Below are 13,552 nucleotides of genomic sequence, written 5' to 3'. Positions count from 1 at the left end.
TTGGTGGTCAAGCGCATCAATACTATAGGTAAAAAATGCGCAGGATTTTAAAGCGATTTTGAACACCCTACCCTACAGGGCGCATTGGTGTTTGTGATACTTTTACCCAGGGCGGTGCCCTGGGCTATGTGCTTCTGCCCTCTTCGGGGCGTGTTGCTGTGACTTTTGAGGCTCCCTCTTTTTTATTTAATATCCGAAAATATCTTCTGTAGAAATTCGCTTGATTGGAGCGATTTTCTCAAGAGACTTGATGTCAAGATTCTTCTCATCGCCGAGGATGAGATAGCGCCACGGCTTGCGTGCCATGTTTTCGTTTTCAAACTTCACGATGTCTTCGAGAGTCAATGTAGGCAACTGCTCGTAAACCTTGCGACGCAGGTCGTAGTCGATGCCACGCTGCTTGGCTGCGAGATACGAGTAGATGATGTCGTCCTTGGTGATACGCTCTGAAGCGATGCGCTTTATTGTAGCCTGCTTTGCCAGTTCGAAGGCAGCTGGAGTCTGCGGCAGAGTGTCGAGAATGTTGCTGAACACGCGGATGCAGTCCATCATCTTGTCGTTCTGTGAGATGATGTAAGTGAAAGCGTAGTTAGGATTGCCCTTGCGACGTGGTGTGGAGTAGTTGGCAAATGCGCTATAGGCAAGTCCGCGGCTTTCGCGCAGTTCCTGGAACACTACTCCGTTCATGCCACCACCGAAGTACTCGTTGAACACTTCGATTTTAGCTTCGTCCTCCGGGTTCCACTTCTGTCCCTCGTTGTGATACTGCACCATATATATGTTCTTTGCCTCGTAGGGTGCAATCCATATCTCGTTGGTCGGGGTCTGCTGCATAGTGTAGGGACGACCAGCAGGAACATCAGCCGGCGACTTAGCCACAGCATGGTTCTTGTCGATAGTGGCTACGAGCTGCTTCTCGCTCAGCGGACCGTAGTAGACGATGCTGTGCTTGTAGTTCTTCAGATTGCCAATCATGTCGACGAGAGTCTGCGGATTGGTATTTACCAATTCGGTGCTGTCGGGTATGTTGCGGAATGAGTTGTAAGCACCGAATTCGCCATACTGCTGCAGAGCACGGAAGTTTGCTTTCTGGCTGAGCTTGTTGTCGCGACGCGACTTGAGTTCCTGCTCAACAAACTTGCGGTAAGCGTCGCGGTCGACCTTTGCGTGGTTGATAACACTCTCCATAAGGGTCATAGCCTCCTGCATATTGTCGCCCAAACCACGGAGTGAGATGACCATATTGCTATTGCTTACGCTAATGTTGTACTCGCATGCCAACTGATAGAAACGCTCCTGCACCTGCTTTGCCGACATCTTGTCGGTGCCGAGATAGTCGAAGTAGTTCTTGGCATAAGGCAACCACTTGTTGGCTTCTTCGCCCATTTCGAAGTAGTAGGCCAGGTTGAACAGCTGGTTCTGCTTGTTCTGAATGTAGTAAACGGGCAGCGCACGCTTGGTCTTTGTCTGTGTGAAGTCGGTCTTGAAGTCGAGGAATCGCGGCTGGATAGGCTCCACCTTCGAGTCCTTTATCTCCTTCACGAATGCGCTCTGCATGTCGCGGTTGGTAGGGATGGCTGTGATTGAAGGCTTGTCAATCTTCTTCTGCGAAGCGTCCTCGCCCTGCTTCTTGTACACGATGGCGTAGCCGTCAGTAAAGTGGCGGCGTGCGAAGTCTACAATCTGCTGCTTGGTCATAGCGGCAATGCGGTCGAACTTCTGCACTTCAGTCTGCCAGTCGCGTCCGTTGACGAATGTGTTGACATAAGCGTCGGCACGCTTCTCGTTATCGTCGAGCGATTGCAGGAATTCGAGTTTCATGTTGTTGACGATAGCAGGCAGCAGCTTGTCGCTGAATTCTCCCTTCTTCAGCTTCTCTATTTCAGCAAGGATGAGGTTCTTCACTTCGTCAAGGCTCTGACCCTCGTTAGGCATTCCGGCTATGATGAACTGCGAGTAGTCGCGCATGGCATAGTTGAAAGCCTGGGCAGCCTGGCAACGCATGGGCTGATTGATGTTAAGGTCGAGCAGTCCTGCCTTGCCGTTGTTCAGAATAGACGAAATCACCTCAAGCGTATCGTTCTGCAGAGTAGCTGCGCCATCCATCTTCCATGCCATCATGATGTTATCAGCCTCTTTGCCTATAACGGTTGAGCTGGCAGGCGATGTGAGATTCTTCTGCACGGGGAACTGCGGATAGACAACGTTGTTGCTCTTCTTCCACGAACCGAAATACTTGTCGATGGTAGCCACTACCTTGTCGGGGTCGAAGTCGCCAGCCATACATATAGCCACGTTATTGGGCACATAGTAGTGGTGGAAATAGTTCTTGATATTGGTGATTGACGGGTTCTTCAGATGTTCCTGGGTTCCGATAGTGGTCTGTGTGCCGTAGGGGTGGGTAGGGAAGAGCAGCTTGCCTATGGCAGCAAACTCCTTGCGTGTGTCGTTGGTCAGCGAGATGTTGAACTCCTCGTACACAGCCTCAAGCTCAGTATGAAAACCACGGATGACCATATTCTGGAAGCGGTCGCCCTGAATGCGTGCCCAGTTTTCCACCTCGTTCGACGGAATGTTCTCCACATAGCAAGTCACGTCGGTAGAGGTATAGGCATTGGTGCCGTTGGCTCCTATTGACGACATCAGCTTGTCGTACTCGTTAGGGATGAAGTATTTGGCTGCAATCTGCGATACTGAGTCAATCTCTTGATACAGCACTCGGCGCTGAGCAGGGTCGGTCACAGTACGATAGTGCTCATATCGGCGCTCGATGTCATCGAGATAAGGCTTCTCCTTGGCATAGTCGGATGTGCCGAACTGGTGTGTACCCTTAAACATCAGGTGCTCCAGATAGTGGGCAAGACCGGTAGTCTCGGCAGGGTCGTTGCGCGAACCCGTACGCACGGCTATGTACGTCTGTATGCGCGGCTGCTCCTTGTTTACCGACAGATAAATCTTGAGTCCGTTGGGCAGGGTGTAGATGCGTGTCTGCATCGGGTCGCCCTTAACGGTCTCGTAGTTGTAGGCTGATGCTTTGGAAGAAAAACAAAGTCCCAAAGTCAATACTGTAAAACTAAATAAATGCTTTATTTTCATACTTTTGATATATATATTATAGTATTTCAATCCAAGAGGTATCAAATCCAATAGATTCCAATGCTTTCTCTTGTGGCAGCAATTCTGGCTTACGAACTTTAAATTTCAACGCATCGTCAGGTACATGTGAAATTATAGTGAATTGTGAGCCATGTGGTTGCCATACAAACTGTTTAATGCCAGTGTGCTTGTTTATTCCTTCAAGATTGCTATTTGTGTTTTCTCTCCATTCAAAATCGGAAATATTAAAATGCTCAAGATACTCTTCGTAAAGAGTGAAATTTGTCAATTCGTCATTGCGAATAAGCACACTTACTCTAACACGTGGATAATGACAGAGAGCGATGTCTACTCGCGAATTCCATATTGACAAAACTGCTTCACCTGTTTTTTGTATGTCATCATGAGGGTCTTCTATTCCATACGAATAGTCTGGTGAACATCTTCCACTTATCAATCTTACAGCCTGTGAATTTAATGGATTTGTTGACTTTACTGTTTTCATTGACCACGCAGTTTTGTCTTTGGCTACATCAACTATACCAATGGGCCGGCTAAGATGTGTTCCTTCTACTGCTTTGGCAAAAATGTCTCCCCAGTCGTTTCCGGTAAGATCACGTCTACCTGTATACATCATATACACAATATCAGCTCCAAGTTTGTTTATAACATCCCTTGGTACTTTGTTGATCGGATATAGTTCTGTTATGAGATTGCGTGAATCTCTTAGTTTTGGCTGTTTCATATTAGTTTTATCATTTTTTGTGCAACGGCACGTATCATAGGAACTGCAACGCTGTTTCCAGTCTGTCTGCGTATTTCAGAATGTGGCACAACTATTCTAAAACTCTCAGGAAATCCCTGAAGGCGCAATAATTCTCTTGATGTCGGACGTCGATAGCCGTTAATTAATAAATAATTGTAGGATGCTCCAGTACGTAGAGCGCAAGCGTATGGTAAGACAGAAATATTACCCGATTTATTTTCATGCCATATAGACGGGTAAAACACTTTTTTGCCAGCAACGCTTTTCATTCGCTTTTCGCGTATCATATCTGAAGCCATTAGTTCTGGTGCAACTGTTTCTTCTGGCTCTAATATATCTGCAAGATTGTATGGCATTTTTTCAAAATCGAAATTAAAGGCCTCTGATGCTTCCTTGTTTAAGAAACCGACAATTATGACCCTTTCGCGTTTTTGAGGCAAGCCGAAATCAAGAGCATTAAGAATTTTCCATTTTACATAATATCCCAATTCAGATAGTGTTTCCAAAATAACTTTAAATGTTTTCCCTTTATCATGCCCAACAAGTTGTTTTACATTCTCTAACAATATAGCTTTTGGATGATGGTGGGCAAGAATTCGTGCTACCTCAAAAAACATAGTACCTCGTGTGTCTTCAAAACCACGCATCTTACCCATTATTGAGAAAGCTTGACAAGGAAAGCCTGCAAGTAACACATCATGAGAAGGAATGAAATCGGCCTCAATCTTTGTTATGTCTCCAAATGGAACTTCTCCAAAATTGCCAGTATAAGTTCGACATGCTGCAGCATCCCATTCCGAAGAAAACACACATTTGCCTCCTAATTCAGTAAATGGTAATCTAATACCACCTATTCCAGCAAAAAGATCGATGAACTTAAATTTTGAATTTACTTTATTATGAAAAGGTACATCTTCCCATTCTTTGAAAAGATTTAATTGGAACGGATTCTCACACAACATGTCTATTTCTTCTTTGGTTGCATTAGAATCCAATGAGTGTATATATTCCCGAAGGCAATAATTGGCCTCTTCTTTTTCTTGATAAGATGTAAAACCTTTATTGTTGAAATAGTGTGAGATTAGAGCCATACGGTCCTGTTCAGACCTTTCTCCATATATTCTTATACGATAAGTGCAGTCGTGTTTTTTATGCACGACTGTCTCTTCTGGGTATCTTTCTGTTTCGAATTTTACTTTTGTCATTATTACATATATAGCTTTTGGTTTTCGAAGTCCACCTCCTTATCAAGCTGTTCGTTGAAGTTGCGTAACACTTCCTCTTCAACGTCGCCCAGCTTGTATTCCTTTGCTGCGTCCTTCTTTATTTCGGCTATCCATGCCCGGCGGGCTGTGATGTAGTCGCTCTTGACGCGCTCCACATTCTCCTCTGTAAGCGATGTAAAACCATAGTAGTCCATAATCATGCGATACGACCATGCCCAACGGTATTCTGAGTACATGGCGTTGATTTGTTCGAAACGTTCGGTCAGAGCCTCAGTCGTGTCGATGTCGCCTGATATTATGTCGTCAATGATGCGCTGCTCTTCCGATTCGGGCAGAAGCAGACCTGATATGTCTGTCCACGATCCTGTGCCGACAGTAGTGGTAGGTTCTACCGGAGCGTGGCGTTTCAGTACGGCACCCATATATATGCGTAGAGCGATGTCGTAATATTTGATGCCCTTGCGCAGCGATGAGTTCTTGATGACATATTCGTGATAGTTGTATGTCGAAACGTCTTCGCCCGAAGCTTCGCGCAGATCTTCCAGTATTTTCTTGCCACGCAGAATCTCGCCTACGGTAAAAGGCGACAGCCAGTCGAAGTTGACTATGCTCTTGCGTGCGCCGTCTGGTCGCATGTCGCGCTTGGGCCATTTGCGTATGTCGCGGTATAGGCCAACTGTAGTGAGGTTGCGTCCCGGCACAAGATACATGGTGTCGTTGTAGGCAATGAGATAAGAGAAGGGCAGCGAGCGTGTGTCGGGATGATACATCAGTTTGCCGAAGCACACCGAGAAGGCTCCTATGTGTGCCGGCATCAGTATGTAGGCACCGCTGGCAGTCTTGGTTCCGCGCTCCAGGGTGCCGTAGTGCATGGGTCCCATCTTATAGGCATGGTTGGAGAAGTTGGTGGCAGAGCCAGCGTTGTAGAACGAGAACTGTCCGCCAATGAGCAGCGAGCTCTTGTGATGTGATGCTGTGAACGGACCGCAGAATGCTGCGCACGCCTCGCCGTTCGACATATACGAGTTGGCGAAGAACACGCTTCCGGCAGCCGTGAATCCGTTGCTCAGCTTGCACGCCTCGCCCACGAAGCAGTCCTGCATCTTCACGCTGTTGATGATAGACGATCCGTCGCTGATGATAGAGTTCTCGCAAATCACGCCTGTACCTATATATACCGAAGCGTTGCTGTTGCTCATTATGGTGCAGTCGCTCAGTCGCGAAGCTCCCGAAATCTCGCAGTCGTCGTATATTACTGTATTGGTTATCTCCTTGGTGTTTACTATCTTCACCCTATTGCCTATCGTAGCCATTTCGGGCGATGTACGTTCTATCTCCTCACGTATCAGTCGGCGTATGGCATCCTTCAAAGCACGGTTGTGGAAATGCTTCACCATTAGCGCAGCCACCTGACTTGTCAGTCCGTGATAGAGTATCAAGTTGCCTTCGCCCACCTCGTTGAGTACCGAAATGAGGTTGCCCTCGCCATATGTGGCTCCGTCTGTAGTCTCCATGGTGCATACGTTTGAAATGATGCAGTCGTTGCCAATGACGTAGTTGTTGATAAATCCCGAGATGTTCTCTATGAGACAGTTGTCGCCAATGGTCACATTACGCAATGTGGCGTTGTTCACGCCTGAGTGTTTCATGAAGCCGCGGCTTACCTCCACGTTGTTGTTGAATGCTCCGAGGCTTATGTTGCCGTAGAACATTACACGGTGGAAGAAGTTGGGCTTGAAATCGTCGCTCACTTCAATTCGTTGCCAGTCCTCTGCCCAGCAGCTGTTGGCTTGGAGAGCTGAGATTTCGTTGTCGGTTAAGTTTCTTTTTCCCATGTCGTTTTGTTCTAAAAGATTATTATGGTGTGGTGTTGCCTCCTTTTATTCCACCTCATACAAGAAGTCGTTGTACGGATATTTCTGTACGTGCAGTTCGCGCACCTTCTTGTATATTGTTTCGCGAAACTCGTCTATATTCTCCTTTTCCTTTGCCGATATGAACATGCAGTTTTCGTTGAGGCGTGCCATCCAAGTGCGCTTCAGTTCGTCGAGTGTGATGTTCTCCTTAGTGGCAGGAGTAAGGTCGTCCTCCTCCTTTTCGGTCCACGAATAGTTGTCAATCTTGTTGAACACAATCATCGACGGCTTGTCGGCACAGCCCAAATCCTTCAGAGTATTCTCCACTACATTTATCTGTTCCTCAAAGTCGGGATGTGAAATATCTACTACGTGTAGCAGCAGGTCGGCTTCGCGCACCTCGTCGAGTGTCGACTTGAACGAGTCGACCAAGTCGGTAGGCAACTTGCGTATGAATCCTACAGTATCAGCCAGCAGGAAGGGCAGATTGTCAATCACCACCTTGCGCACGGTAGTATCGAGCGTAGCGAACAGCTTGTTTTCGGCAAACACCTCGCTCTTCGACAGCAGGTTCATGATGGTCGACTTGCCCACGTTGGTATATCCCACAAGAGCCACACGTATCATGCGTCCGCGGTTCTTGCGTTGTGTGGTCTTCTGCTTGTCTATTTCAAGCAGTCGTTGCTTTAGCAGGGTGATGCGGTTGAGGATGATACGACGGTCCATTTCGAGCTGCGTCTCACCCGGTCCGCGCAATCCCACACTACCCTTACCGCCACCCGAACCAGAGCCGCCTCCTTGTCGCTCAAGGTGAGTCCACAGACGTTGCAATCGTGGCAGCATATAGCGGTATTGAGCCAGCTCCACCTGAGTCTTGGCGGCAGCCGTCTGAGCACGCATGGCGAATATGTCGAGAATGAGCGATGTGCGGTCGAGAATCTTCACGCCCAGCTCCTTCTCGATGTTGCGTATCTGTTTGGCAGAGAGTTCGTCGTCAAAGATAACCATTCCCACGGGGCGTTCAGCATCCTCTTCGTCCTTTATATACTGGGCTATCTCCTCCAGCTTGCCCGAACCCACATAAGTAACCTGGCTCGGTCCGCCCACGCGCTGCGTAAATCGCTTCACGGTAACTGCACCAGCTGTGTCGGCGAGGAATTCCAGTTCGTCAAGATATTCTTTGGTCTTAGCCTCGTCCTGATCCTTAGTGATAAGTCCGACGAGTATGGCGGTTTCCGCCTTAACTTCTGATATTACAAATTCTTTCATCCAGTATGTATAATCTTTTAAAATACAAAATTATACAAAATACTTCACATCCGCAATTTACTGAATGTCAATTTGCTTTGCGCCCTTGAATTTTTGTTCAATAATAATAAGTGTAGGTTTAATTATGATAGTAGTTGCGGCATCTATGGCTTGTCTGTGCAGATTTTAAGTAGGTCGTTGGGATACATATAGTTCTGTTTGCGTAGTTTCGAAAAGCAGAAGCACTTGTTTGCTTCAAACACGCTTACTACCATTTCCGTACAGTAAAGAGCATTGGGAGTTGTATGGTCGAATTTAAAATCGAAAGGCACACAATTCCTTACCAACGTTTCCACCGATTGTCTTATGGCAAGAGTGTCGACTGTGCGTGGAGCTTTCCTTGCATATATACAATACGAACCGTTGTTGCGCAGATATTCCTCGGGTGTTTCAAGCACTATCTTCTTAGCTACCGTCGACGCATGTGCCAGCTTCACGCCGTCAGCAAATCTTATTACCATTCCGCAATGAGAAGGTGTCGAGTCTGCCACCTCGAACGATGTAGAGCCCGACAGCGCCCTTACTGCCACCGACTCCCACGAATCGCCCACGCTGAAGAAGATGTCGCCCGTACGGAACATCGTCGTGTCCGGCATTAGGTATGGTGGGCGTTTAAGCCAGCACACGCCTATCCATACTGAGGCAAGTAGAAAAATAAAAGCGCACCCCCATATTGTGATACAGAGGAAGCGCTTGATGTTTTTGTTCATTCGTCACGTTAGTTTTTGGTGAACATTTCAATACGGCATACGACAACGCCCAGTACGCCTGTCAGCATATACAGCCAACTGCCCCATGCAAGATTTGCGCCAGAAGGCAGTGCTAATGCAAACAACAGGCACAGAACAATGCCTGCCACGAAACAAAGGGCGCTGAAGTTTTCAGCCAGTTTGCCTGTCAGTTTCAGGTCGACCGATCTGCCTAAGGCAACGAACATTGGAGCCAGTAGCACGAATATGGAAAGGAATCGTGCAAATCCCAGTCCGCTACCTTCAAACAGCAGTTTCAGTCCGCCGATTTTAGCCTTTCCAATAATGTCTATGGCCGGGCAAAAACCAAAGAGGATAAACATTAGGATTGCGAGAGCAATCACTATTGTTTCCTTGTGTTTCTTTATTGTCATTACAAATTCGTCCATAATGTTAGTTTTTGTATTGGTGTATATACTATTTTGCACGCAACAATTCGAGCTTGAAACTCTTCACGTTTTTGTCGCTTTCCAAATCCGATTCGTTGAATATGATAGAATCGAATTGAATAGGCGTATTGGCCTTTATAAATATCTTTCCATCAACATTCTCTACAGCGATGTGGCCTATTCTGTTTTTGTTGATTTGTTTTCCTTCAGCATCGTAACCTACAATATTGACAGGCTCTTGATTCATGACATAATCAACGTCGGTGTTTATGTCAGCAGCAGCCTTCGCCTCGCCGTTTACTTTGAATGAAGGAATCAGCCTTGCCTCGCTATGGAAATCTTTAAATTCCAATGAGATGGGACTTGTAACGCTGAACTGGCATTCTGCAATTTCAATAGGTTTGCCATCAAGTTCTTTAGCGCTTTGTTCAATCTTGGCTTTCCATTCCTTATTCAACTTCTCTGATTTCTCAATCAATTCCTTTTTCTCGGCTTCCGACTTGATGTTTTCTGCCTCTTTCTCTATTTTAGCCTTTTCCTCAACATATTTTCCATAGTTGTCGGGAAGTGAGCCGAACATTCCTGATGACGAACTGCTTCCTGAGCACGAGAACAATAGTGGCATGAAAATGGCAACAAGTGCCATGAGCTTAATGATTTTCATAATGTTTCTGTTAGTTAAGTGATTAATAATTGTTTTTAGTTCTTCATTCATTTACAAAGTTAAACATGAAGAGTATAATTTAAGTTGTCAAACTATCAAATTATCATTCACAATACATAAAATTGATGTGTCAATACGTAAAAATATAATTAACAACTTTCCTAACCTATTGTTGTTCAGTCGTTTTGCTGTTTTCGGTATTTGGTGGGCGAAGTATGCTTTATCTTGCTGAAAACACGTATGAACGATTGCGAACTGTTGAATCCCGACTTCTCGGCTATCAGCACAATGCTCTCATCCGAACTTACGAGCAGCTTGCAGGCATACTCAATGCGCAGTTTGTTTACATAGTCGTAGAAGGTGCAGTCTGCTTCACGATTGAAGAAAGCGCTGACGTACGTACGGTTGGTGCCAATAGCCGCAGCAATGTCCGACACCTTAAGATTTGGGTTGAGGAATATCTGTTCTTTGTCAAACAGATAGCTGATACGCTTGCCAATCTCCGACATCTCTGTCTCTGTAGCCTCTGTAGCCTCCGGTGTGTCGGCACACGTGCTGTCCGACAGTTCGTCGAGCACCGACTGATGTTTATATATGAAGTAGCTCAAGAACATCCATACCACCAGCGAACTCGTCATGTACAGAGCCTCTGTTGCGTAATCAGCACGCATACAATCTACAATCCAAAGCACGAGTATAAACAGAAACGATACGAAGATTACACGGAGCCAGTTGAGGTTTATGTTCTCTGTGTAAGAGAAGCGCTGTTTCAGTTGGGCGTGGTATTTCGGAATGGCGAATACCGTCCACATGGCATAGCCTATGCCGTAAATGGCAGCCTCCAGCACCTCGGCATAGTAGAACACAATGTCGTCGGTGATGGCGAAGAGAATGAAGGGCACCACAAACAGCAGTTCATGAAACACGATGGCACGCCGCGTAATGCTTGTAGGGCTGCAAAGCTCAATCAGCACAAAGGCATACAGCGGTACGGTCACCATATCGGCTGCCGTAGCGAGCATCCAGTTCAGTTCGTCGAGCTCTACAAGCGGCTTGATGAAGAACAGATCCTTCAGACATTGCACACCAGTGACAAACATTAGCACCGTGACAAGCCTCGACAGCAGCTCCTTGTCCTTGCGGTAGAAGAGCCACGACATCATGAAATAGAACATGACGCACAATCCGTATATAAAATAAATGGCGTACAACATATTTTTGCAAAGATAGCGCAAATTGAAGATATGGCAAAATAAAATCGTCTCATTTTTATTTTGCCAGCTCTACTCCTAATGCCGAGTATCACTACACCATTACCGACACTGATATGGCATCGGATGCGTATAGTAAGGACGGCATAGTAAAGCTTTCGGCTGCTTACAACATCTCGGCTTACGCCACAGCCGACGGTTACAAGGCTTCTGACAAGGCTACGGCAACCCTCTATTGGGTGGAAGCCAATCTGCAGAACACCACTACCAATATCAATCAGACAGCCACTCGTGGCATCATCGTTACTTCAAACGACGGTATCGTGACGCTCTCTGGTCTCAACAATGACGAGACTGTACGCTTCTATACAGTAGACGGCAAGCAGCTGGGTGCTGCCAAGGCTGTCAATGGCGCAGCATCGCAAGCCGTGTCCGAATCTGTTGTCATTGCCAAAATGGGCAATCAGACCATCAAAATTGTAGTAAAGTAAAAAAATAAAATATTACGAAATACCAATCCCGAAGATGTTCCATGTAGGAATGTCTTCGGGATTTTTGCATTGTACCGTCTATGTCGAATACGATATGTTTATTATGTTTTATTTATTAGTCAAATAATACTTGCCAGTTTCTATCGTAGTAAGCAGAAAAGCACATTTTCTTACCCCCTGTTGATTCTTTCCACCAATTCGTCTGGTGTAAGTATCTCCATCTTTGAGAAACCGAACCACTTCTTGCCTAAGTCCTTAATGGATGCACCTATGTGATATACATCATCGTCTATACAAAGGAAGCGGTCATGTGATAAACGGAATGTTTCAACATCAATCGGTGCATATTGAGCATTATGACGGTCTATGTCGAGTTGGAACTGACGGCTTATCTGCTGAGTATAGATGACCGCAGACACGCCTTCTGCTCTTTTATCAAGCAATGTCAGTACAGTCTCGTCAATATAGTTGTCGATAAGGATAATACGTTTCTTTGCACTCTTAATCAAGTCGGACACGAAAGTATAGGCATCATAAACTTGCCCATTGTAGAACACACCTTGTTTCGGCTTGGCATTGCCCTCGTCCAATCTACGGAACACTTCTTCTATACGCTTGTCGGATTCTTGCAAGTGTTGTTGCATTTCCAATTGATGGTATTCCATAGTCGAGAGACGCTGAAACACTTCGGCATTTGTCACCAAGAAACGTCTCATTGCAACAAATGCATCCATAATACGTATGCTTACACGAATAGCCGTTTCACTTCTGAGAACGGTAGAGAGCATTGCTACTCCCTGTTCTGTAAAAGCATATGAGCGAACTGTTGAGTGCTTCAAACTATTGAACCGATCACAATTTGTGACCAGTTCATTCATTTCCTCCTTTGTCAGTTGAAAACGGAAACGCTCAGGGAAACGTTCTATATTACGTTTTACAGCTTGATTTAACACCCTGGTTTACCGTAATCTGAAAGCAGACAAGATACGCAAGCGCATATCGCATTACTTTGGCTTACAACCAATCGTCTTAGAATCTTGGATAACGTCTTTGACACAGTTGCGAAATGCCTGTTGCCGCCCAACATCATACACTTTTGGGTAATATCGGTGTGATGGAAAGTTAAATACGTTAAATTATTACCTTTTCGTATCGTAAGCGTATCCGCGTTGCTAATAGATACACGTAAAAAAATATCGCTCGAGCTTTTATTCTTGAGCGATATTTTTTCGTTTCCATTTGTCCGGCAGCAATTCCCGGTACTTGCTTAGCGGTGTTCTTGGCGGCAGTGTTCCCCACTCATTGAGCATATAATGCACGGCTTCATGCTTATCGGTCTTGGGTAATAGGAAGTTAATAAGGCGTACGATAACCTTGGCATCGAAATCGTCCCCGCATGGTATATCTTCTTGATGAAGCGCATGGGGATGAGTTCGTAGCGTGATACAATGTGAAACCATCCGTATCCCAACGCAGGAGCTTTACCTGCTGCCGGTTCTTACTGAAAAAGATGAACACAGCCCCGCTTAGTGGCGGCAGATCCATCTCCTGCGACACTAACTTATAGAGGCCGTTTATCCCCAGGTTCATTCCATTGGTAGGAACAGAATATCCGCAACTTCGGGTATAGGTGGTATTGGGTTTTCTGTCACATATCGTTTTGCTGCTATCATATTAGATTTTTTATTCACGCAGCAAAGGTAAAGAGATAAAAAATATGGACAACCCGTTGGCGGAATTAATTTAAGTTGACAAATATGAGTAAAAGGTTGTATATATCGCTGATTTTTAGTAAC

14 protein-coding genes are annotated in these 13,552 nt (G+C 45.8%); 2 read left to right on the top strand and 12 right to left on the bottom strand.

The window, feature by feature from the left end; all coding sequences use genetic code 11:
- Positions 1-186: 186 nt before the first annotated feature.
- From I6E38_RS12585 to I6E38_RS12545, 9 genes are all read right to left on the bottom strand, one after another.
- On the bottom strand, positions 187-3,096 hold the full coding sequence (locus I6E38_RS12585; RefSeq protein ID WP_235394318.1) for a M16 family metallopeptidase: 2,910 nt from the start codon (positions 3,094-3,096) through the stop codon (positions 187-189).
- A 16-nt stretch (positions 3,097-3,112) separates the two neighbouring features.
- Entirely contained in the window at positions 3,113-3,841 is a 729-nt protein-coding gene (locus tag I6E38_RS12580; protein ID WP_235394317.1) for a hypothetical protein, read from the bottom strand.
- Positions 3,838-5,067 carry a DNA (cytosine-5-)-methyltransferase gene (gene dcm, locus I6E38_RS12575; protein WP_235394316.1) on the bottom strand — a complete coding sequence of 410 codons (1,230 nt, stop codon included), beginning with the start codon at positions 5,065-5,067 and terminating at the stop codon, positions 3,838-3,840. The genes I6E38_RS12580 and dcm overlap by 4 nt, the downstream gene beginning before the upstream one ends.
- A gap of 2 nt (positions 5,068-5,069) precedes the next feature.
- Entirely contained in the window at positions 5,070-6,923 is a 1,854-nt protein-coding gene (locus tag I6E38_RS12570) for a DUF4954 family protein (RefSeq protein WP_235394315.1), read from the bottom strand.
- Between the two features lie 45 nt (positions 6,924-6,968).
- Positions 6,969-8,213, bottom strand: a complete 1,245-nt coding sequence (hflX, locus tag I6E38_RS12565) for a GTPase HflX (protein WP_235394314.1) — start codon at positions 8,211-8,213, stop codon at positions 6,969-6,971.
- Positions 8,214-8,356: 143 nt separating this feature from the next.
- A complete protein-coding gene (locus I6E38_RS12560) occupies positions 8,357-8,962 on the bottom strand; it encodes a C40 family peptidase (RefSeq protein WP_235394313.1) in 606 nt (201 codons plus the stop codon).
- Positions 8,963-8,970: 8 nt separating this feature from the next.
- Positions 8,971-9,390, bottom strand: a complete 420-nt coding sequence (locus I6E38_RS12555; RefSeq protein ID WP_235394312.1) for a hypothetical protein — start codon at positions 9,388-9,390, stop codon at positions 8,971-8,973.
- Positions 9,391-9,418: 28 nt separating this feature from the next.
- Positions 9,419-10,054, bottom strand: coding sequence for a hypothetical protein (locus I6E38_RS12550; protein ID WP_235394311.1), 636 nt, complete (start codon positions 10,052-10,054; stop codon positions 9,419-9,421).
- Positions 10,055-10,230: 176 nt separating this feature from the next.
- Positions 10,231-11,268: a helix-turn-helix domain-containing protein gene (locus I6E38_RS12545; protein WP_235394310.1), complete on the bottom strand. Its 1,038-nt coding sequence runs from the start codon at positions 11,266-11,268 to the stop codon at positions 10,231-10,233.
- A 113-nt stretch (positions 11,269-11,381) separates the two neighbouring features.
- On the opposite strand from I6E38_RS12545, the gene I6E38_RS12540 reads away from it, so the two are divergent.
- Positions 11,382-11,756, top strand: coding sequence for a hypothetical protein (locus I6E38_RS12540; protein WP_235394309.1), 375 nt, complete (start codon positions 11,382-11,384; stop codon positions 11,754-11,756).
- A 170-nt stretch (positions 11,757-11,926) separates the two neighbouring features.
- Here I6E38_RS12540 and I6E38_RS12535 read toward each other — a convergent pair whose 3' ends face one another.
- Positions 11,927-12,709 carry an ORF6N domain-containing protein gene (locus I6E38_RS12535; RefSeq protein WP_475595052.1) on the bottom strand — a complete coding sequence of 261 codons (783 nt, stop codon included), beginning with the start codon at positions 12,707-12,709 and terminating at the stop codon, positions 11,927-11,929.
- Between the two features lies 1 nt (position 12,710).
- On the opposite strand from I6E38_RS12535, the gene I6E38_RS12525 reads away from it, so the two are divergent.
- A complete protein-coding gene (locus I6E38_RS12525) occupies positions 12,711-12,860 on the top strand; it encodes an Abi family protein (protein ID WP_294914713.1) in 150 nt (49 codons plus the stop codon).
- 249 nt (positions 12,861-13,109) lie between these two features.
- On the opposite strand, the gene tnpB is transcribed toward I6E38_RS12525, so the two are convergent.
- Together tnpB and I6E38_RS12515 are read right to left on the bottom strand one after the other, a co-directional pair.
- The gene (gene tnpB, locus I6E38_RS12520; RefSeq protein ID WP_235394319.1) at positions 13,110-13,301 is read right to left on the bottom strand and encodes a transposase; all 192 of its coding nucleotides are present in this window, start codon (positions 13,299-13,301) and stop codon (positions 13,110-13,112) included.
- A gap of 41 nt (positions 13,302-13,342) precedes the next feature.
- A partial coding sequence (locus I6E38_RS12515; protein WP_235394308.1) for a hypothetical protein occupies positions 13,343-13,552 on the bottom strand: 210 nt, incomplete at its 5' end.

This window comes from Leyella stercorea (assembly GCF_021531355.1).
Lineage (GTDB): Bacteria > Bacteroidota > Bacteroidia > Bacteroidales > Bacteroidaceae > Prevotella.
The sequence above is the reverse complement of the archived record's forward strand: the minus strand, read 5'-3'. Positions and strand labels throughout refer to the sequence as shown.